Below are 19,455 nucleotides of genomic sequence, written 5' to 3' on the forward strand. Positions count from 1 at the left end.
CTTGTGCTCCCACACGTGCTCAAGGCACCTCCGGCATTCAGCTTGCCATTCACCGCTCTCACTCCAGATTCTAATCCCCTCTCAAGACACAAGCGGCTTTAGCCGCGAAGAGGCCAGCACAGGCAACACAGATACAGGCACTGTGCCAGTTTTTTTTCTGACGCCAACCTCCTGTCGTCATCACCCCGTCACAAAATCGCAATAACTTCAGGCGCTTATCTCCCCACTCCCCTCCGCAGGAAGCTCGCGGCTATGCGCCTGAAGTGGCTGACCAATTTCAATACCCTGTTGCTGGTAACCGTGTGCCTCGCCCTGGGCGTCACCCTATGGTGGTCGCAGCGAGCGCTGGAGCGCCCTTACCAGATGATGGAGCGCTACCTGGGTTTGTCCCAGCAGTTCCAGCACCAGGCGGCAGGCAATATCCAGGCTTACCTTGGCAGCGGCGATGCCCTGCGCCATGCCGCAGCCATGGACGCCAACCAACAGTTGCACGCCGCCCTGGCCGACTGGCCCGTAGAGCTGGCCGACAAACTGCGCCCCAGCCTGGACAGCCTGCAGGGCTTCACCGCCAATGAACTGCTGGCCGCCGGCAAGCTGGCCGGCGACCCGCAAGCCCTGCTGCTGCAAGCCGAGCGGGAACTGGGGGCCAATTTCGAGCAGTTGGCCGACTATGCCCGCGACAGCGGCAGCGCCGACGCCAACCGCTACCTGCTGCCGTTGCTCGACGCCACCGTGCACCTGGGCCGCCTGTCGTTGGCCCGGGACAAGCTGGTCAGCAGCGGCCGCCCGGAGCTGGCCGACGAAGTGGAGCGCGAGCTGCAACTGATCCGCGCCCAGGCCCAGGCCATCGACGGCCTGCCATTACTGGGCGTGACCCGCACCGCCGAAACCGGTGCCGACGACTTCGCCGCCATGATGGGCCTGGAAACCCAGGCCAGCGCCCAACAGGAAGACATCGCCGTGGGCCTGAAGCGTGAACTGCAGAGCCTGCTCAGCCGCTACCCTGCCGAGCTGCAACGCACCCGCGAACAGATCGAACGCCGCGCCACCCTGGCCGCCAGCACCGGCCAGCGCCTGGAGGCCGTGCAGCAGGCCATCGCGGCACTGGAGCCTGAGGTGCGCGGCCAGCACGCGAAAATTGCCGGCGAGGTGCGCATTATCCAGGGCCTGATGATCGGCCTGATCCTGCTTATCGCCCTGCTGATAGACACCTTGCAGCGCCGCCTGGCGCGCACCCTCACCAGCCTGGCACCGGCCCTGTCGCGCTGGGCCGAGGGTGACTTCGCCGAAGCCATCACCCTGGGCAAGACCAACCGCGAACTGCATGACATCGAGGAATCGCTGAACCGCCTGCGCCAGTACCTGGTGGAGTTGGTGGACACCATCCGCCACAACGCCGAGCAGGTGGCTGGCAGCAGCCACGCCCTGGCCGGCATGAGCGCCGCCCTGCACCACGGAGCCGAGCGCCAGGCCGGTGATACCGGGCAGATCCGCGATGCCCTGGGTGAACTGGAAGCGACCATCCAGCAAGTGGCCGGCGATGCCAGCGCCGCCGCCGACGCCAGCCGCGATGCCGGGCGGGCGGTGGAACAGGGCCAGGCGGTGATTGGCCAGAGCTTGTCGGGCTTGCGTGAGCTGGTTGATGAAGTGCAGGGCAATGCGCGCATGATCGAACAACTGGCGGAAGAGTCGGCCACCATTGGTGGGGTGCTGACGGTGATCCGCTCGATTGCAGAACAGACCAACCTGCTGGCGCTGAACGCCGCGATCGAAGCGGCCCGTGCCGGCGAGATGGGCCGTGGTTTTGCCGTGGTGGCCGATGAAGTGCGCTCGCTAGCGCAGCGCACCACGGGGGCTACCGGCGAGATTCAGTCACTGATCGATCGCTTGCAGCATGCCGCCAGAAGCTCGGTGGCGGGGATGCGCGCGCAGCTTGAACATGCCGAGGCCACGGCCAACCAGGCCCAGGCGGCGGATGGCGCGCTGGATGAGATTGTCTGTGCCATTCGTACCATCTCCGATACCGCAGTGCGGATTGCCGATGTCACGGCGCAGCAGAGTGGCGCGGTGAGCGAGATTCGCGACCACAGCGAGCGAATTCATGAGCTGGGTGAAGATAACTTGCAGCGCATTGGCGAAGGGCGCGAGCAAGGCGAGCAGTTGCTGAGCCTGGGTGGCGAGCTGAACCGGGCGGTGCGGGCTTTCAGAGTCTGAGCCGGCCTGCGCGGTCTCTGTAGGAGCGGCCTTGCGTCGCGAAAGGGCCGCAACGCGGCCCCGGCAATATCAGCGGTAAAGCACAAATCCTGGGGGCGCTTCGCACCCCTTTCGCGACGCAAGGCCGCTCCTACAGGTACAGCATATGCCTCAAGGTTGGCGCAGGCCCTGTGGGTATTCCTGCGCTTCCGCTATCATGCCCAGCACGTTCCACCTCGCGAGTCCGCCATGCGCCGCCTGTTTTTCCTGCTGTTCCTGCTGCTGGCCAGCCCTGCCTTCGCCACGGGCCTGCTCGACAACCGCCCCAGCGCCACCCTCGGCGCCGCGTCGTTATCCAACAACGCCGACTTCCTGCCGGTGCACGAGGCCTTCAAGCTCAACCTGGTCCAGGCCGATGCGCAAACCATCAAGCTGCGCTTCGTCGCCACCGATGGCTACTACCTCTACCGCCACCGCTTCCAGTTCCGCACGGAACCTGCCGACATTGCCCTGGGCACGCCGAACATTCCCAAAGGCGAGGCCAAGCACGATGAGTTCTTCGGCGACGTAGAGGTGTACCACGGCGTGCTCGATATCGAGCTGCCACGCAACGACCCACGCGCCTTCACCCTACTGGTGGGCTACCAGGGTTGCGCCGACAAGGGCCTGTGCTACCCACCGGAAACGGCACGCCTGAGCATCGATGGCGAAGGCGGCGCAAGCACGCCGGCCACCGCCGAGCACGCCTGGAACTGGAAATCGCTGCTGCTGTTCTTCCTCGCCGGGGTCGGCCTGACCTTCACCCCCTGCGTGCTGCCCATGCTGCCGATCCTGTCTGGCGTGGTACTGCGCGGCCAGGTGGGTGGCTTGCGCGGGCTGGCGCTGTCGCTAGCTTATGTATTGCCGATGGCGGCCAGCTTCGCGGTACTCGGCGCCCTCATGGGCTTGTTCGGCGCCGGCCTGAACCTGCAGGCGCGCCTGCAGTCGGCCTGGGTGCTGGTGCCCTTCGCGCTGTTCTTCGTGGTGTTCGCCCTGGCCATGTTCGGCCTGTTCGAGCTGAAGCTGCCGCAGGCCCTGAGCAACCGCCTGAACAGCGTCGCCAACCACACCAGGGGCGGCTCGCTGCTGGGTGCGGCGGTGCTGGGTGTGCTGTCCAGCCTGCTGGTGTCGCCGTGTGTGTCGGCGCCCCTGGCCGGTGCATTGCTGTACATCAGCGCCAGCGGCGATGCCTTGGGCGGTGCGCTCAAGCTGTTCGCCCTGGGCCTGGGCATGGGTGCGCCGTTGCTGCTGGTGGCCACCGGGGGTGCGGCCTGGCTGCCGAAAAGCGGCCCTTGGCTGAATACGGTGAAAAACGCCATCGGCGTGCTGCTGCTGGGGCTGGCCATCGGCCTGCTCAGCCGGGTGCTGCCGGGGCCGGCGACCTTGCTGCTGGTCGGCTTCCTCGCTGCTGGCGTGGCACTGTTCCTCGGTGCCCTGGAGTTGGTCGTCAAAACCGCGCGCCAGCGCCTGGCCCAGCTGCTTGGCCTGGCCTTGCTGGTGTATGCCCTGGCCTGCTGGTACGGTGCCCTGAGTGGCCAAGGCGACCCGTTGCGCCCGCTGCCGAGTGCAACGCTGGTGACCGCGGGCAACAGCACGGCCGCGCAAGCAGATACCTGGCAGACCATCACCACCCCTACCGCCCTAGACACTGCCCTGGCCGAGGCCAAGGCCGCCGGCCAACCGGTGCTGCTGGACTGGTACGCCGACTGGTGCATCAGCTGCAAGGTGATCGAGCGCGAAGTGCTCACAGCGCCGCAAGTGCAAACGCAACTGGCCGGCTTCAAACTGCTGCGTTTCGACATCACCGAGAGCAATGCCGAGCAACGCAAACTGCTCGATCGCTACCAGCTGTTCGGCCCGCCCGCCCTGCTGTTCTTTGCCGCGAACGGCAGCGAAATTACCGCTGATCGGGTGATTGGCGAGATAAACGCCGGTGAATTTGCGCAAATTCTGACACGCGTGCGCGGCAAAGTCGGTCTATAACTTCCGGCGAACAGTAAAAAAACCTCGATTCAGTGACCGGATTTAATTATTTGGTCACATACTTCGCGCGAACCTCGGACATCGTGCTGGCTATTGCCGGGAACTGGACACTTGCCGTCGCTTTACGGCACACTCGCCGCGCTGTGTCGAATTGCCCTACAAATCCAAGGAATCCGCAGATGGCAACGCTACTGGTGCTCCACGGCCCCAACCTCAACCTGCTCGGTACCCGCGAGCCTGGCCACTACGGCGCCGTGACCCTGGCCCAGATCAACCAGGACCTGGAGCAACGTGCCCGCGCCGCAGGCCACCATCTGCAGTACCTGCAGAGCAACGCCGAATACGAACTGATCGACCGCATTCACGCCGCACGCAACGAGGGTGTGGACTTCATCCTGATCAATCCGGCTGCTTTCACCCACACAAGCGTCGCATTACGTGACGCATTGCTTGCGGTGAGCATCCCATTCATCGAAGTGCACTTGTCCAACGTGCACAAACGCGAACCGTTCCGTCACCACTCCTACTTTTCCGATGTTGCCGTAGGGGTGATCTGCGGCCTGGGCGCCAGCGGTTATCGCCTGGCCCTGGAGTCCGCGCTGGAACAACTGGCTGCCAACGCACAGCCCAAATGATGAAAACCCTGGCCTGAGTGGGCCGGGGTTCGAGAGAAACGTTTCAGATACGTTTTTTTGTATTTCGCCCCCTGACCGAACCTTTGGGAGTTGATGATTAATGGATATCCGTAAAGTCAAGAAACTGATCGAGCTGCTGGAAGAGTCTGGCATCGACGAACTGGAGATCAAGGAAGGCGAAGAGTCGGTCCGTATCAGCCGTCACAGCAAGACCCCAGCTGCCCAGCAGTTCTACGCACCGGCCCCGATGGCCGCTGCCCCTGCCGCTGCCCCGGTTGCCGCTGCTGCTCCAGCCGCCGAAGCCGCTGCTGCTGCCCCGGCCCTGAAAGGCACCGTGGTCCGTTCGCCAATGGTAGGTACCTTCTACCGCAAGCCTTCGCCGACCTCGCCGAACTTCGCTGAAGTTGGCCAGTCCGTGAAGAAAGGCGACACCCTGTGCATCGTCGAAGCCATGAAGATGATGAACCACATCGAAGCCGATATTGGCGGTGTCATCGACGCCATCCTGGTAGAAGACGGCCAGCCGGTTGAGTTCGACCAGCCGCTGTTCACCATCGTTTGAATCGCGGAGAGCCAACGATGTCTGGGAAGCTCGAAAAAGTCCTGATCGCCAACCGCGGGGAAATTGCCCTGCGGATCCTGCGTGCCTGCAAAGAGCTGGGTATCAAGACCGTCGCCGTGCACTCCACCGCCGACCGTGAACTGATGCACCTGGGCCTGGCAGACGAGTCGGTCTGCATCGGCCCTGCATCGTCCAAGGATTCCTACCTGCATATCCCGGCGATCATCGCTGCCGCCGAAGTGACCGGCGCCACCGCGATTCACCCGGGTTACGGCTTCCTGGCGGAAAACGCCGATTTCGCCGAGCAGGTGGAAAAATCCGGCTTCGCCTTCATCGGCCCGAAAGCCGACACCATTCGCCTGATGGGCGACAAGGTTTCGGCCAAGGACGCGATGATCAAGTCGGGCGTACCGACAGTACCGGGTTCCGATGGCCCGCTGCCGGAAGACGAAGAAGTCGCCTTGGCGATTGCCCGTGACGTCGGCTACCCGGTGATCATCAAGGCCGCCGGTGGCGGTGGTGGTCGCGGCATGCGTGTGGTGCACAAGGAAGAGGACCTGATTGCCTCGGCCAAGCTCACCCGTACCGAAGCCGGTGCTGCCTTTGGCAACCCGATGGTCTACCTGGAGAAGTTCCTGACCAACCCACGCCACGTGGAAGTTCAGGTACTGTCCGACGGCCAGGGCAACGCCATTCACCTGGGTGACCGTGACTGCTCGCTGCAGCGTCGTCACCAGAAGGTACTGGAAGAAGCACCAGCCCCGGGCATCGATGAAAAAGCCCGTCAGGAAGTATTCAAGCGCTGCGTCGATGCGTGCATCGAGATCGGCTACCGTGGTGCCGGTACTTTCGAGTTCCTGTACGAAAACGGCCGCTTCTACTTCATCGAAATGAACACCCGTGTGCAGGTTGAGCACCCGGTGTCGGAGATGGTCACTGGCATCGACATCGTCAAGGAGATGCTGAGCATCGCCGCTGGCAACAAGCTGTCGTTCCGCCAGGAAGACGTGGTAATCCGTGGCCACTCGCTGGAGTGCCGGATCAACGCCGAAGACCCGAAGAAGTTCATCCCGAGCCCAGGCAAGGTGAAGCACTTCCACGCCCCGGGCGGCAATGGCGTACGCGTCGATTCGCACCTGTACAGCGGTTATTCGGTTCCGCCGAACTACGACTCGCTGATCGGCAAGCTGATCACCTACGGCAAGGACCGCGACGAAGCCATGGCGCGCATGCGCAATGCCCTGGACGAGATCGTCGTCGACGGCATCAAGACCAACATCCCGCTGCACCGCGACCTGGTGCGTGATGAAGGTTTCTGCAAGGGCGGCGTCAACATTCACTACCTCGAGCACAAACTGGCTAACGAAGAGTGATCGAGTAGTGTGATGTACCGAAAACCCCGGCCTTGTGCCGGGGTTTTTTATTGCCTGCCAGAACCTAGGGCCGCGTTGCGGCCCAGGGCCTACCCCTTCATCCGCGGCATGTCGATGCGGTGCTCATGCACCCGCCGATACAAAGTCGCTCGCGAAATACCCAATGCCCGCGCCGCATCGGCCGGCTTCCAGCGATGGCGGATCAGCGCATCCAGCAACAGCTGCCGGGCCGGGCACGACACGCCGCTTTCACCCGAAACAACCGTCTCGCCCCGCACTTCCTGCGGCAAGTCCTGCACCCGCACCTGCCCGCCCTCACTCACCGCACAGGCATAGCGCAACACTTGCCGCAGCTGGCGCAAGTTCCCCGGCCAGCGGTACACCAGCAGCGCCTGCAAGGCATCATCCGCCAACACCACCTCAACCCCGCAGGCCTCGGCCTCGTCGGCCAGCAACTGGTGAATCAGCCCCAAGCGGTCCTCGCGCTCGCGCAGGGGCGGCAGCTCAAAGCGGGCATTGGCCAGGCGGAAATACAAGTCCTCACGAAAACGCCCATCCTCCACCATCGCCGCCAAATCACGATGGGTGGCGCAGATCACCTGGATATCCACCCGCTCCCGCCGCGCCGCGCCCAGCGGCGCCACTTCACCCTCGGCCAGCACCCGCAGCAACCGGGTTTGCAGGTTCAGCGGCATGTCGCCGATCTCATCAAGGAATAGCGTGCCGCCATCAGCCTGCTGCAACAGCCCTTGCATGCCTTTGCTGGAAGCCCCGGTAAAGGCCCCGGCCACATAGCCGAACAACTCGCTCTCGATCAGGCTTTCTGGAATGGCTGCGCAGTTCAGTGTGACAAACGGGCCATCGCGGCGCTGGCTCTGCTGGTGCAGCTGACGGGCGAAAACTTCTTTGCCAGCCCCGGTCTCACCCTGCACCAGCACCGCTAGGTTGCAGTCCTTGACCCGCGTGGCCAACCGCAAGTGCTGCTCGATGCGGGCGTCCTGGGCCTGGCGCAAGGGCTGCGCGCGCTGGCGCTGCTGCGGGGCGCTGACCCGACCATACAGCCCGCCCAAACCAGGCAGGCGCTGAGCCGACGATGCATTCACCCGGCGCAGTTGGTCGATGTCGAACAGCTCGCCAATATGTTCGGGCAAGCGCCCCAACCGCTCCACCAGGCGTTGCCGCGCCAGGCTGTTGATCGCCTGCAGGCGGCCATCGGCATCCCAGGCCAGCAGATAGTCGGGCTGGCTCTCCACATAACCCGGCGTGCCGTGGGCGCGCATCACCCAATGGCCCTGGGCGCTGTGTATGAAGAAGGCGTTCTTGATCTCGCGGGCGGTCTGCTCGACCAATTGGCGAATCAGGTGCTGGCTGCGGCGGTCGTCTGGTGACTGCAAGGCCGACACATCCACCACGCCCAGCAACTCGCCCAACGGGTCGAACACCGGCGCTGCGGTGCAGGTCAGGCCGATGAACGCGGCACGGAAATGATCGCGCTTGTGCACCGTGACCGGCGCCTTGCTGGTCAGCACCGCCGCCACGCCGCAGGTGCCCTCCTCGCCCTCCGACCAGCAGGTGCCCAGGTACAGCCCGGCCTTGCGGCAGTCGTTGCGGATGGCCGACTCGACCCGGTAGTCGATGGTGCGCCCCTGGGCGTCGGTAAGCAGCACGCAATAGTCAGCGCCGCGCACCCGCTCGTGCAGGCGTGCCACGGCATCGCTGGCGATGCGCAGGAACAGCTCGGCGCGTTCGCGGCATTCGTTTAGCAGGCTTTGGGAAAGGATGCGCGGCCCCTGCTGGGACCCAGGGTCGAGGCGGTACAGCTCCATGGAACGGCGCCATGAATCGAGGATCAGCGGTGGTACCGGTGCCTGCGGCAGGCGGTCGGCATTCTTCAGCACCCTGCTGATGCAGTCGACATGGGCTCGGGAGTTCGCGGCAAGCATTCAGGCCCTCCGGTTCTCGTTGCTGTTTTTATCGTTGTCCGGCCATTAAGCGCTTCCGGGCATGCCCCGACAAGCACTGTGTGATTACCGGCGGGCTTGAGACGCAGCGTCTCAGCGTCTCGGCCAACACGGCTGCACGCTGGCACCCGGCGTCTCGCCGGCACCGCCGAACAGGCGCACCTTGGCAAAGCCAAAGCGCTCTATTACGGGCACTTCAAGCAACACGACAAAAGCTGGCACCGCGCTTGCTCCTGCCTTGGCAAACAAAAATACGAGGTGCGCCATGCCGCTACCCGCCCCGCTTGTCGGGATCATTGCCAACCCAGCCTCCGGCCGCGACCTGCGCCGCCTGACTGCCAGTGCCGGGCTGTATTCAAGCACCGACAAGGCCTCGGCGATCCAGCGCCTGCTGGCTGCCTTCGGCGCCACCGGCATCGGCCAGGTGCTGCTGCCCAGCGACATGACCGGTATCGCCGCCGCCGTGCTCAAGGCCAGCCAGGGGCCGGGCGCCCGTGACCAGCACTGGCCGGCCATCGAAATACTCGACCTGCCGCTGACCCAGACCGTGGCCGACACCCGCCTGGCCACCCGGCGCATGCTCGAACGCGGCGTGGCGATGATTGCCGTGCTCGGCGGCGATGGCACCCACAAGGCGGTCGCCGCCGAGGCCGGTGACGTGCCGCTGCTAACCCTGTCCACCGGCACCAACAATGCCTTCCCTGAACTGCGCGAAGCCACCAGCGCAGGCCTGGCCGGCGGCCTGCTCGCCAGCGGCCGGGTACCCACCAGCATCGGCCTGCGCCGCAACAAGCGCTTGCTGGTGAAAGTGCCAGAACAACGGCTGACCGAGTGGGCCCTGGTGGAAGTGGCGGTGTCACCGCAGCGCTTCATCGGCGCCCGCGCACTCAGCCGCAGCGAAGACCTTGGCGAAGTCTTCGCCTGCTTCGCCGAGCCGCATGCGATCGGCCTGTCAGCCCTGTGCGGCCTGTGGTGCCCGGTATCACGCCAGGACCCGCACGGTGCCTGGATACGCCTGAACCCCGGCGCCGAGCAGGCGCTGCTGGCGCCCCTGGCACCCGGCCTGCTGCAAGCCTGCGGTATCACCGCCAGTGGCACGCTGACGCCCGGCGTCGCCCACCGCCTGAGCCTGGCCAGCGGCACCCTGGCGCTGGACGGCGAGCGCGAAATCGAATTCGCCGAGCACGACACCCCCACCATCACCCTCGACCACCAAGGCCCGTTGAGCGTGGACGTCGAGGCCGTGCTGGCGCATGCCGCCCGCCATCACCTGCTGGCCGTACCACGCGGCCACCGGCTGCACCCTGCAAACCCGTGTTGAGACAACCCTGGAGAACAACAAGATGTCCAATCAACTCAGTACCGAACAACTGCTGCATGCCTATGAAGTGATGCGCACCATCCGCGCCTTCGAAGAACGCCTGCATGTGGAATTCGCCACAGGCGAGATCCCCGGTTTCGTCCACTTGTATGCAGGCGAAGAAGCCTCCGCAGCCGGGGTCATGGCCCACCTGCGCGACAGCGACTGCATCGCCTCGACCCACCGTGGCCATGGCCACTGCATCGCCAAGGGCGTGGACGTGTACGGCATGATGGCCGAGATCTACGGCAAGAAGACCGGCGTATGCGGCGGCAAGGGCGGCTCGATGCACATCGCCGACCTGGAGAAAGGCATGCTCGGCGCCAACGGCATTGTCGGCGCTGGCGCACCGCTGGTGGCCGGCGCAGCGTTGGCGGCCAAGCTCAAGGGCCGCGACGATGTGTCGGTGGCCTTCTTCGGCGACGGCGCCTCCAACGAAGGCGCGGTGTTCGAGGCCATGAACATGGCGTCGATCATGAACCTGCCGTGCATCTTCGTGGCCGAAAACAACGGCTACGCCGAGGCCACCGCCTCCAATTGGTCGGTGGCCTGCGACCACATTGCCGACCGTGCTGCCGGCTTCGGCATGCCCGGGGTGACCATCGACGGTTTCGACTTCTTTGCCGTGTACGAAGCCGCCGGCGCTGCCATCGAACGCGCCCGATCCGGGCAAGGCCCGTCGCTGATCGAGGTCAAGCTCAGCCGCTACTACGGCCACTTCGAAGGCGATGCGCAAACCTACCGCGCCCCCGATGAAGTGAAGAACCTGCGCGAATCCCGCGACTGCCTGATGCAGTTCCGCAACAAGACCACCCGCGCCGGCCTGCTCACTGCCGAGCAACTGGATGCCATCGACGCCCGCGTCGAGGACCTGATCGAAGACGCCGTGCGCCGCGCCAAGTCCGATCCCAAGCCACAGCCCGCCGACCTGCTCACCGACGTCTACGTCGCCTACCCCTGAGCCGCGGATTACAAGAACAACAGGAGAACCACCATGGCAAGAAAGATCAGCTACCAGCAGGCCATCAACGAAGCCCTGGCCCAGGAAATGCGCCGCGACAACACCGTGTTCATCATTGGCGAAGACGTTGCCGGCGGTGCCGGTGCCCCGGGCGAGGATGACGCGTGGGGTGGCGTGCTGGGCGTGACCAAAGGCCTGTACCACCAGTTCCCGGGCCGCGTACTCGACGCGCCGCTGTCGGAAATCGGCTACGTCGGCGCCGCTGTCGGTGCCGCCACCCAGGGCCTGCGCCCGGTATGCGAACTGATGTTCGTCGACTTTGCCGGCTGCTGCCTGGACCAGATCCTCAACCAGGCTGCCAAGTTCCGCTACATGTTCGGCGGCAAGGCGGTCACCCCGCTAGTGATGCGCACCATGTACGGTGCCGGCCTGCGCGCGGCGGCCCAGCACTCGCAGATGCTCACCTCGCTGTGGACGCACATCCCCGGCCTGAAGGTGGTCTGCCCATCCTCGCCGTACGATGCCAAGGGCCTGTTGATTCAGGCAATCCGCGACAACGACCCGGTAATCTTCTGCGAGCACAAGCTGCTGTACAGCATGCAGGGCGAAGTGCCGGAAGAGGTGTACACCGTGCCGTTCGGCGAAGCCAACTTCCTACGCGATGGCGACGACGTGACCCTGGTCACCTACGGGCGCATGGTGCATGTGGCGCTGGAGGCCGCCAACAACCTGGCCCGCCAGGGCATCGACTGCGAAGTGCTGGACCTGCGTACCACCAGCCCGCTGGACGAAGACAGCATTCTGGAAAGCGTGGAAAAGACCGGCCGCCTGGTAGTGATCGACGAAGCCAACCCGCGTTGTTCCATGGCCACCGACATCAGCGCACTGGTGGCGCAGAAAGCCTTTGGCGCGCTCAAGGGCCCAATCGAAATGGTCACCGCGCCGCACACCCCGGTGCCGTTCTCCGATGCCCTGGAAGACCTGTACATCCCTGACGCGGCGAAGATCGAAGCTGCCGTGCGCAAGGTGATCGAAGCCGCAAGGAGTGCCGCATGAGCCAGATCCATACCCTGACCATGCCCAAGTGGGGCCTGTCGATGACCGAGGGCCGGGTGGACACCTGGCTCAAGCAGGAAGGTGACGAAGTCAACAAGGGCGACGAGGTGCTCGACGTCGAGACCGACAAGATCAGCAGTAGCGTCGAAGCGCCGTTCAGCGGCGTGCTGCGCCGCCAGGTGGCCAAACCGGATGAAACCCTGCCGGTCGGCGCGCTGCTGGCGGTGGTGGTGGAAGGCGAAGCCGAGGAAGCCGAGATCGATGCCGTGGTGCAGCGCTTCCAGGCCGAGTTCGTCGCCGAAGGTGGCGCCGACCAGGCCCAGGGCCCAGTCCCGCAGAAGGCGGAAGTGGGTGGTCGCCTGTTGCGCTGGTTCGAACTGGGCGAAGGCGGCACGCCGCTGGTGCTGGTGCACGGCTTTGGTGGCGACCTGAACAACTGGCTGTTCAACCACCCGGCCCTGGCTGCCGAGCGCCGGGTGATCGCCCTCGACCTGCCGGGGCATGGCGAGTCGGCCAAGGCCCTGCAGCGGGGTGACCTGGATGAGCTGAGTGAAACCGTGCTGGCCCTGCTTGACCACCTGGACATCGCCAAGGCGCATCTGGCGGGCCATTCCATGGGTGGTGCAGTCAGCCTGAACGTGGCGCGCATGGTGCCGCAACGCGTGGCCAGCCTGAGCCTGGTGGCCAGCGCCGGGCTGGGCGAGGCGATCAACGGGCAGTACTTGCAAGGTTTTGTCAGCGCAGCCAACCGCAATGCGCTGAAGCCGCAGATGGTGCAGCTGTTTGCCAACCCTGCGCTAGTCACCCGGCAAATGCTGGAAGACATGCTCAAGTTCAAGCGCCTGGAGGGGGTGGACGAAGCGTTGCGCTTGCTGGCATCGGCCATCGCCGACGGCGACCGGCAGCGCCACGACCTGCGCGGGGTGCTGGGGCAACACCCGGCACTGGTGGTGTGGGGCGGCAAGGACGCAATCATCCCGGCCAGCCACGCCGAGGGGCTGGAGGCTGAAGTGTTGGTGCTGCCGGAGGCGGGGCACATGGTGCAGATGGAGGCGGCCGAACAGGTCAACCAGCAATTGCTCGCGTTCCTGCGCAAGCACTAAGCCCATTCCGTGAGCCTGGAGAACAACCATGAATGACCTGAGCCATACCCACATGCGCGCTGCCGTCTGGCATGGCCGCAATGATATTCGCGTCGAACAGGTACCCCTGCCGGCTGACCCCGCGCCAGGTTGGGTGCAGATCAAGGTGGACTGGTGCGGCATCTGCGGCTCCGACTTGCACGAGTACGTCGCCGGCCCGGTGTTCATCCCGGTCGAGGCCCCGCATCCACTGACCGGCATCCAGGGCCAGTGCATCCTTGGCCACGAATTCTGCGGCCAGATCGCCAAGCTGGGCGAAGGCGTGGAAGGTTTTGCCGTCGGTGACCCGGTGGCCGCGGACGCCTGCCAGCATTGCGGCACCTGCTACTACTGCACCCATGGCCTGTACAACATCTGCGAGCGCCTGGCCTTCACCGGCCTGATGAACAACGGCGCCTTCGCCGAGTTGGTCAACGTGCCCGCCAACCTGCTGTACCGGCTGCCGCAGGGTTTCCCGGCGGAGGCCGGGGCGCTGATCGAGCCGCTGGCGGTGGGCATGCATGCGGTGAAGAAGGCCGGCAGCCTGCTTGGCCAGACGGTGGTGGTGGTCGGTGCCGGTACCATCGGTTTGTGCACCATCATGTGCGCCAAGGCTGCGGGGGCGGCGCAGGTGATCGCCCTGGAAATGTCCTCGGCACGCAAGGCCAAGGCCAAGGAAGTCGGCGCCAGCGTGGTGCTCGACCCCAGCCAGTGCGATGCCCTGGCAGAGATTCGCGCACTCACCGCCGGGCTGGGGGCGGATGTGAGCTTTGAGTGCATCGGCAACAAGCACACGGCCAAGCTGGCCATCGATACCATCCGCAAGGCGGGCAAGTGCGTGTTGGTGGGCATATTTGAAGAGCCTAGCGAGTTCAACTTCTTTGAATTGGTGTCTACCGAGAAGCAGGTGCTGGGGGCGTTGGCCTACAACGGCGAGTTTGCCGATGTGATTGCCTTCATCGCCGATGGGCGGCTGGACATTCGCCCGTTGGTAACCGGGCGGATCGGGTTGGAGCAGATTGTCGAGCTGGGGTTTGAGGAGTTGGTGAACAACAAGGAGGAGAACGTAAAGATCATCGTTTCGCCGGGCGTGAGCTGATTGCACCTCAAAGGCAATGCGGAACCTGTGGGAGCGGGCGTGCCCGCGAAGCAGGCGACTCGGTGGATGGCACCGGCTTCGCCGGTGTTCGCGGGTAAACCCGCTCCCACAGGGACCGCGCCAGCTTTTAGTCTTTTGGCAAGACAGGTGTCCCCAGGTACTGCACAAGGCTCAAGGGTGGCGCAAATCCTGTAGGAGCGCCCGCACATGCGTTCGCTGTCTCAGGATCCCATTCTGCGTCATACTCGGCAGACCTATTGCCCGGTCTTCGCCATGCGTCTACTGCTCCCCATCACCCTGGTCCTGATGCTCGCCGCCTGTGGCGATGGCGAATCGCTGCTCCCGCCGGACGCGCGCCTGCCTGACGGCGGGCGATATCGGGGCCAGGTGGTCGATGGCCTGTTGCAGGGCGAGGGCCGCATCGACTACCCCAATGGAAGCTGGTACGCCGGCAGCTTCAAGGACGGCCAATGGCATGGCCAGGGCGAATGGCATGGCCAGAATGGCGAGGTGTACCGTGGCCAGTTCGCTGCGGGGCTGTTCCAGGGCCTGGGCGACCTGACCACCCCGGGCAGCCACTATGCCGGCACCTTCAACCATGGCCGCCGCGATGGCGAAGGCGCCCTCAAGCAAGCCGACCAGACCTACCGCGGCCAGTTCAAGAACGACCTGTACGAGGGTGCCGGCGAGCTGGAGCTGGCCGACGGCAGCCGCTACCAGGGCCTGTTCGCCAAGGGCAAGCCCAACGGCGCCGGGGTGCGTAGCGATGCCAGTGGCAACCAGTTCAGCGGCCACTTCATCAACGGCCAACTGCAAGGCAGTGGCACCTACGACAGCGTCGACGGCGAGCAGTACATCGGTGAGTTCAAGGACAACCGCCTGGAGGGCCGTGGTCGCTACGAGAACGCCGATGGCGACGTGTGGATCGGTGAGTTCAAGGACGGCTCGCTGATTGGCGAAGGCGAACTGCTGGGCAGCGATGGCAGCCACTACAAGGGCACCTTCGCCGACTGGCGCCTGTCGGGCCAGGGCAGCCTGCAACTGGCTGACGGCAGCAAGTACATCGGTGGCTTCCTCAACGACGCCTACCATGGCCAAGGGCGGCTGATCCTGCCCAGCGGCAAGGTCGAAAGTGGCACCTGGGCCAACGGCGTGCGCGTACGCGACCAGAAAGGCAAGCTGCTGCCCGACCCGCTGGACCTGGCCCTGCTCAACCAAGGCCGGCTGCTGGAAGAGGCGCTGGCCCGGGTGCCACAATCGGCGCCGCCGATCCAGCTGTACAGCCTGGTAGTGGCCGGCGATGGCCAGCAAAGCGTGTTCCTGCGCGAAGCCGACTACGTCAGCAACATGCTCAAGGTGCGCTTTGGCGCCCGCGGCCAGGTGACCCTGGTCAACCACCGCGATCACATGGCCACCCGCCCCATGGCCACCCGCGAGACCCTCACCCGCGCCGCCCGTACCCTGGCCGAGCGCAGCGGCCCCGAAGACCTGGTGTTCATCTACCTCACCAGCCATGGCAGCGCGGACCATCAACTGGTGCTCGACCAGCCACGCCTGCAACTGGCCGACCTGTCCTCCGACGAACTGGCCACCGCCCTGGCGCCGCTGAAGGATCGCGACAAGGTAATCGTCATCTCGGCCTGCTATTCAGGGGGCTATATTGCCCCGCTCAAGGATGAGCGCACGCTGATCATGACCGCCGCCCGTACCGACCGCGTTTCCTTCGGTTGCTCGGAGGAAGCCGACTTCACCTACTTTGGCGACGCCCTGTTCGCCGAAGCACTGAACCAGACCGACGACCTGAAACAGGCGTTTGAACTGGCGCGCGCCAGCGTTGCCGAAAGAGAACAAAGGGAAGGCTTCGAGGCTTCGGAACCGCAGCTGTGGGCGCCACCGAGCGTACTTGAGCACTGGCAGCACCTGCGCCGGCAACAGGCCGAAGAAGCATTGCGTAATGCCGCACAGGCCAACGTGAGGGCGCAGGCAGAAACGCCGGCCAACCACTAGACTTGTGTGTAACAAGGGAGAGACATCATGTATTTGACGCCTCAGCATGTCCTGCTTGCCGGTGCTACCGGCCTGACCGGTGAACACCTGCTCGACCGCCTGCTCAACGAGCCCACCATCACCCGCGTGCTGGCACCTACCCGCCGGCCGCTGGCTGAACACCCGCACCTGGAAAACCCGGTGGGTGACCCGGCGGTGTTTCTGCCGCAGCTGGCCGGGCGGGTTGATATTGCCTATTGCTGCCTGGGCACCACGCTAAAACAGGCCGGCTCCGAATCGGCCTTCCGCGCAGTGGACCTGGACATGGTGGTAGCCTTCAGCAAACGTGCCCGGGAAATGGGGGCGCGGCATCTGCTGGTAGTCAGTGCAGTGGGCGCCGACCCCAAGTCGTCGGTTTTCTACAACCGGGTCAAGGGCGAGATGGAAGAAGCGCTCAAGGCCCAGGACTGGCCACAGCTGACCATCGTGCGGCCATCGTTGCTGCTGGGTGAGCGGATTCAGCCGCGGCTGAGTGAACAGCTGGTTTCGCCGTTTTCCAGGTTGATACCAGGGAAGTACCGGGGGATCGAAGCTTGTACCTTGGCCCGTGCGCTGTGGCGTTTGGCGTTGGAGGAAGAAGACGGGGTACGGATTGTGGAGTCGGATGAGTTGCGCAGGTTGGGCAAGAAGTAAGCCTCAAGCTTTGCACGGTACCTGTGGGAGCGGCCTTGCGTCGCGAAAGGGCCGCGCAGCGGCCCCCGGATTTCAGCTTTAGCACAACCATTGCTGGGGCCGCTTTGCGGCCCTTTCGCGACACAAGGCCGCTCCCACAGGACCGTGCAATCCCTCACAGGCCGCCAGTGGCCTGGAAGCCTATACCGGCGGCGGTCAGCAAGGACAATGGCAGCAGCAGGGTATCGAGCAACATGCTCCCGGGCAGGTCCAGCCCCGGGTACGCTGGCGCTTCAGCCCCGTAACGATCCCGCGGGCAGCAGCCACCATTGATTACATACAAATCCAACCGGGTACCGGCATACACCACCGGCGCCCCAGGTTTATTGGCATCCAGCGTGCGCACCGTGGCACAGCCACTGAGCAGCCCAAGCGCCAGCAAGCCCGCCAGCGCTCGCTTCAATCATCCACCCCGAAGTGGTGCTCGCCCCAACGCGGCAACATGTCCTGGGGAATGTTCAACAGGTTGAGAATGCGCGCCACGACAAAGTCGACCAGGTCGTCGATGGTCTGTGGCTGGTGATAGAAGCCCGGCGCCGCCGGCAGGATCACCGCGCCCATCTGCGACAACTTGAGCATGTTCTCCAGGTGGATGGTGGAGAACGGTGCTTCGCGTGGCACCAGAATCAGCTGGCGACGCTCCTTGAGGGTAACGTCGGCAGCGCGTTCGATCAGGTTGTTGCAGGCACCGGTGGCAATTGCCGACAAGGTGCCAGTGGAACAGGGCACCACCACCATCGCCGCTGGGGCGCCGGAACCCGAGGCCACCGGCGACATCCAGTCTTCCTTGCCATACACACGGATCTGCCCGTCGGCAGCGCCGGTGTATTCGGTAAGGAATGCCTGCATTGCCTGGGGCTTGGCCGGCAGCAGCACGTCGGTCTCGGTGGCCATTACCAACTGCGCGGCCTTGGAGATCAGGAAGTGCACCTCGCGGTCTTCGCGTACCAGGCAATCGAGCAGGCGCAAGCCATACTGGGCGCCCGAGGCGCCCGTCATGGCCAGGGTGATGCGCTCCGGCCCGCTCACTTCAGCGCCTCGGCCAGCTTGCCGTGCAGGCCGCCAAAGCCACCGTTGCTCATGATCACCACGTGGGTGCCTGGGCGGGCCTGGCCCTTGACCCGCTCGATGATCGCGTCGAGGCTGTCTGCCACTACGCTCGGCACCTTGCATTGCGCGGCGGTAGCGGCCAGGTCCCAGCCGAGGTTGGCCGGGGCGTACCAGATCACCTGGTCGGCGTCATTGACGCTTTCCGGCAGGCCATCACGGTGGGCACCCAACTTCATCGAGTTGGAGCGTGGCTCGATCACCGCAATCACCGGCGCCTCGCCAACGCGCTTGCGCAGGCCATCGAGGGTGGTGGCGATGGCGGTCGGGTGGTGGGCGAAGTCATCGTAGATGGTCACGCCTTGTACCTCGGCGACCTTCTCCATGCGCCGCTTGACGCTCTTGAAGGCGCTCAGGCCCTCGATGCCCATGGCCGGCACCACGCCGACATGGCGGGCGGCTGCCAGGGTAGCCAGGGCGTTGGCGACGTTGTGCTGGCCGGTCAGCGCCCAGTCCACCACGCCTTGCGCTTCACCGTCGAACAGCACTTCGAAGCGCGAGCCGTCGGGGCTGAGCAGGCGGGCTTGCCACTGGCCGCCTTCGCCGGTGGTTTGTACCGGGGTCCAGCAGCCCATGCCGATCACCCGCTCCAACGCTTGCTCGGTGGTCGGGTGAATGACCAGGCCCTCGCTGGGGATGGTGCGCACCAGGTGATGGAACTGCCGCTCGATGGAGGCCAGGTCGGGGAAGATGTCCGCGTGATCGAACTCAAGGTTGTTGAGGATCGCGGTGCGCGGGTGGTAATGCACGAACTTCGAGCGCTTGTCGAAGAAGGCGCTGTCGTACTCGTCGGCTTCCACCACGAAGAACGGCGTGTTGCCCAGACGGGCCGACACCGAGAAGTTCTGCGGCACACCGCCAATCAGGAAGCCCGGGCTCATGCCGGCGTGCTCCAGCACCCAGGCCAACATGCTGCTGGTGGTGGTCTTGCCGTGGGTACCGGCAACGGCCAGCACCCAGCGGCCTTGCAGCACGTGGTCGGCCAGCCACTGCGGGCCAGAGACATAGGGCAAGCCCTTGTTCAGCACGTACTCCACCGCCGGGTTGCCGCGCGACATGGCGTTGCCGATAACCACCAGGTCAGGTGCCGGGTCCAGCTGGGCCGGGTCATAGCCTTGGGTCAGCTCGATGCCCTGGGCTTCGAGCTGGGTGCTCATCGGTGGATAGACGTTGGCGTCCGAGCCGGTGACACGGTGGCCAAGTTCCTTGGCCAGCACCGCCAGCGAACCCATGAAAGTGCCGCAAATACCGAGAATGTGAATATGCATGGTCGACCTCGCAAAACAT

At 64.8% G+C, this 19,455-nt stretch carries 17 protein-coding genes; 12 read left to right on the forward strand and 5 right to left on the reverse strand.

Annotated features, from left to right (window positions below; all coding sequences use genetic code 11):
• Window positions 1-252: 252 nt before the first annotated feature.
• The 5 genes from ABE456_RS22485 (at window position 253) to accC (ending at window position 6,785) form a co-directional block, all read left to right on the forward strand.
• Window positions 253-2,214: a methyl-accepting chemotaxis protein gene (locus tag ABE456_RS22485; RefSeq protein ID WP_346645897.1), complete on the forward strand. Its 1,962-nt coding sequence runs from the start codon at window positions 253-255 to the stop codon at window positions 2,212-2,214.
• A gap of 228 nt (window positions 2,215-2,442) precedes the next feature.
• Window positions 2,443-4,215 (forward strand): protein-disulfide reductase DsbD, encoded by a 1,773-nt coding sequence (locus ABE456_RS22490; protein WP_346645898.1) that lies wholly within the window; start codon window positions 2,443-2,445, stop codon window positions 4,213-4,215.
• Window positions 4,216-4,394: 179 nt separating this feature from the next.
• Entirely contained in the window at window positions 4,395-4,850 is a 456-nt protein-coding gene (aroQ, locus tag ABE456_RS22495) for a type II 3-dehydroquinate dehydratase (protein WP_003255330.1), read from the forward strand.
• Between the two features lie 100 nt (window positions 4,851-4,950).
• On the forward strand, window positions 4,951-5,412 hold the full coding sequence (gene accB, locus ABE456_RS22500) for an acetyl-CoA carboxylase biotin carboxyl carrier protein (RefSeq protein WP_346645899.1): 462 nt from the start codon (window positions 4,951-4,953) through the stop codon (window positions 5,410-5,412).
• A 17-nt stretch (window positions 5,413-5,429) separates the two neighbouring features.
• Window positions 5,430-6,785, forward strand: coding sequence for an acetyl-CoA carboxylase biotin carboxylase subunit (accC, locus tag ABE456_RS22505; protein ID WP_322365280.1), 1,356 nt, complete (start codon window positions 5,430-5,432; stop codon window positions 6,783-6,785).
• Window positions 6,786-6,874: 89 nt separating this feature from the next.
• On the opposite strand, the gene ABE456_RS22510 is transcribed toward accC, so the two are convergent.
• Window positions 6,875-8,728, reverse strand: a complete 1,854-nt coding sequence (locus ABE456_RS22510; RefSeq protein ID WP_346645900.1) for a sigma-54-dependent Fis family transcriptional regulator — start codon at window positions 8,726-8,728, stop codon at window positions 6,875-6,877.
• A gap of 111 nt (window positions 8,729-8,839) precedes the next feature.
• Window positions 8,840-8,968: a hypothetical protein gene (locus ABE456_RS22515; RefSeq protein ID WP_346645901.1), complete on the reverse strand. Its 129-nt coding sequence runs from the start codon at window positions 8,966-8,968 to the stop codon at window positions 8,840-8,842.
• Window positions 8,969-9,011: 43 nt separating this feature from the next.
• Here ABE456_RS22515 and ABE456_RS22520 point away from each other — a divergent pair, with 43 nt between their 5' ends.
• The 7 genes from ABE456_RS22520 (at window position 9,012) to ABE456_RS22550 (ending at window position 17,022) form a co-directional block, all read left to right on the forward strand.
• On the forward strand, window positions 9,012-10,067 hold the full coding sequence (locus ABE456_RS22520) for an NAD(+)/NADH kinase (RefSeq protein WP_346645902.1): 1,056 nt from the start codon (window positions 9,012-9,014) through the stop codon (window positions 10,065-10,067).
• A gap of 22 nt (window positions 10,068-10,089) precedes the next feature.
• Window positions 10,090-11,067, forward strand: coding sequence for a thiamine pyrophosphate-dependent dehydrogenase E1 component subunit alpha (locus ABE456_RS22525; protein ID WP_010951830.1), 978 nt, complete (start codon window positions 10,090-10,092; stop codon window positions 11,065-11,067).
• Between the two features lie 33 nt (window positions 11,068-11,100).
• Window positions 11,101-12,123 carry an alpha-ketoacid dehydrogenase subunit beta gene (locus tag ABE456_RS22530; protein WP_013970705.1) on the forward strand — a complete coding sequence of 341 codons (1,023 nt, stop codon included), beginning with the start codon at window positions 11,101-11,103 and terminating at the stop codon, window positions 12,121-12,123.
• Complete coding sequence (locus ABE456_RS22535; RefSeq protein ID WP_346645903.1) at window positions 12,120-13,226, forward strand: acetoin dehydrogenase dihydrolipoyllysine-residue acetyltransferase subunit; 1,107 nt, start codon at window positions 12,120-12,122, stop codon at window positions 13,224-13,226. The genes ABE456_RS22530 and ABE456_RS22535 overlap by 4 nt, the downstream gene beginning before the upstream one ends.
• A gap of 52 nt (window positions 13,227-13,278) precedes the next feature.
• Window positions 13,279-14,343 (forward strand): 2,3-butanediol dehydrogenase, encoded by a 1,065-nt coding sequence (locus tag ABE456_RS22540; protein ID WP_346645913.1) that lies wholly within the window; start codon window positions 13,279-13,281, stop codon window positions 14,341-14,343.
• 273 nt (window positions 14,344-14,616) lie between these two features.
• The gene (locus ABE456_RS22545) at window positions 14,617-16,350 is read left to right on the forward strand and encodes a C13 family peptidase (protein WP_346645904.1); all 1,734 of its coding nucleotides are present in this window, start codon (window positions 14,617-14,619) and stop codon (window positions 16,348-16,350) included.
• Between the two features lie 27 nt (window positions 16,351-16,377).
• Window positions 16,378-17,022 (forward strand): oxidoreductase, encoded by a 645-nt coding sequence (locus tag ABE456_RS22550; protein ID WP_346645905.1) that lies wholly within the window; start codon window positions 16,378-16,380, stop codon window positions 17,020-17,022.
• 154 nt (window positions 17,023-17,176) lie between these two features.
• Here ABE456_RS22550 and ABE456_RS22555 read toward each other — a convergent pair whose 3' ends face one another.
• Genes ABE456_RS22555 through mpl form a run of 3 tightly spaced genes read right to left on the reverse strand, consistent with a single transcriptional unit; the run spans window position 17,177 to window position 19,436 of the window.
• Entirely contained in the window at window positions 17,177-17,464 is a 288-nt protein-coding gene (locus tag ABE456_RS22555; protein WP_346645906.1) for a YceK/YidQ family lipoprotein, read from the reverse strand.
• The gene (gene ubiX / locus ABE456_RS22560) at window positions 17,461-18,090 is read right to left on the reverse strand and encodes a flavin prenyltransferase UbiX (RefSeq protein ID WP_016715383.1); all 630 of its coding nucleotides are present in this window, start codon (window positions 18,088-18,090) and stop codon (window positions 17,461-17,463) included. Before ubiX ends, ABE456_RS22555 begins: the two co-directional genes overlap by 4 nt.
• Window positions 18,087-19,436 carry a UDP-N-acetylmuramate:L-alanyl-gamma-D-glutamyl-meso-diaminopimelate ligase gene (gene mpl / locus ABE456_RS22565; RefSeq protein WP_346645907.1) on the reverse strand — a complete coding sequence of 450 codons (1,350 nt, stop codon included), beginning with the start codon at window positions 19,434-19,436 and terminating at the stop codon, window positions 18,087-18,089. Before mpl ends, ubiX begins: the two co-directional genes overlap by 4 nt.
• Between the last annotated feature and the right edge of the window lie 19 nt (window positions 19,437-19,455).

The sequence above is a fragment of the Pseudomonas sp. TWI929 genome, assembly GCF_039673335.1.
In the GTDB taxonomy this organism is placed as follows: domain Bacteria; phylum Pseudomonadota; class Gammaproteobacteria; order Pseudomonadales; family Pseudomonadaceae; genus Aquipseudomonas.